Source organism: Campylobacter sp. JH23 (genome assembly GCF_017846595.1).
In the GTDB taxonomy this organism is placed as follows: domain Bacteria; phylum Campylobacterota; class Campylobacteria; order Campylobacterales; family Campylobacteraceae; genus Campylobacter_D; species Campylobacter_D coli.
Genome location: NZ_JAEQBP010000021.1, coordinates 1 through 255 on the forward strand (window position 1 = coordinate 1; position 255 = coordinate 255).

At 33.7% G+C, this 255-nt stretch carries 1 protein-coding gene and 1 pseudogene; both read right to left on the reverse strand.

From position 1 onward, the window contains the following. Nucleotides 1-84: pseudogene (locus KAR88_RS08750) on the reverse strand (phosphoserine phosphatase SerB); the annotation flags it as partial. Further along, nucleotides 84-255: chemotaxis protein CheW (locus KAR88_RS08755; protein WP_192802453.1), on the reverse strand; the 172-nt coding region annotated here is incomplete at its 5' end. The gene KAR88_RS08755 and the pseudogene KAR88_RS08750, both read right to left, overlap by 1 nt.

A 255-nucleotide genomic window follows, 5' to 3' on the forward strand; every position in this document is an offset into this window, starting at 1 on the left:
TTTGTCGTAAGCCTTAGCTAATATATCAATAGTTTCTCCATCCATCAAAGTGGAATCAAAATCAAAAACACAAAGTTTTATCATTAAAATTCACGCTTAAGTAAGGCTTCAACTTTAAGTATGGTAAAGATATTTTCATCTCTTTTGCCTATACCATAGATCATACCCTTATCTTTTACCAAAGTTTCAGGTGGCGGATCGATACGGTTTCTATGAATTTTGATAGCCTCGGTTAGTCTATCTATTACAAAGCCC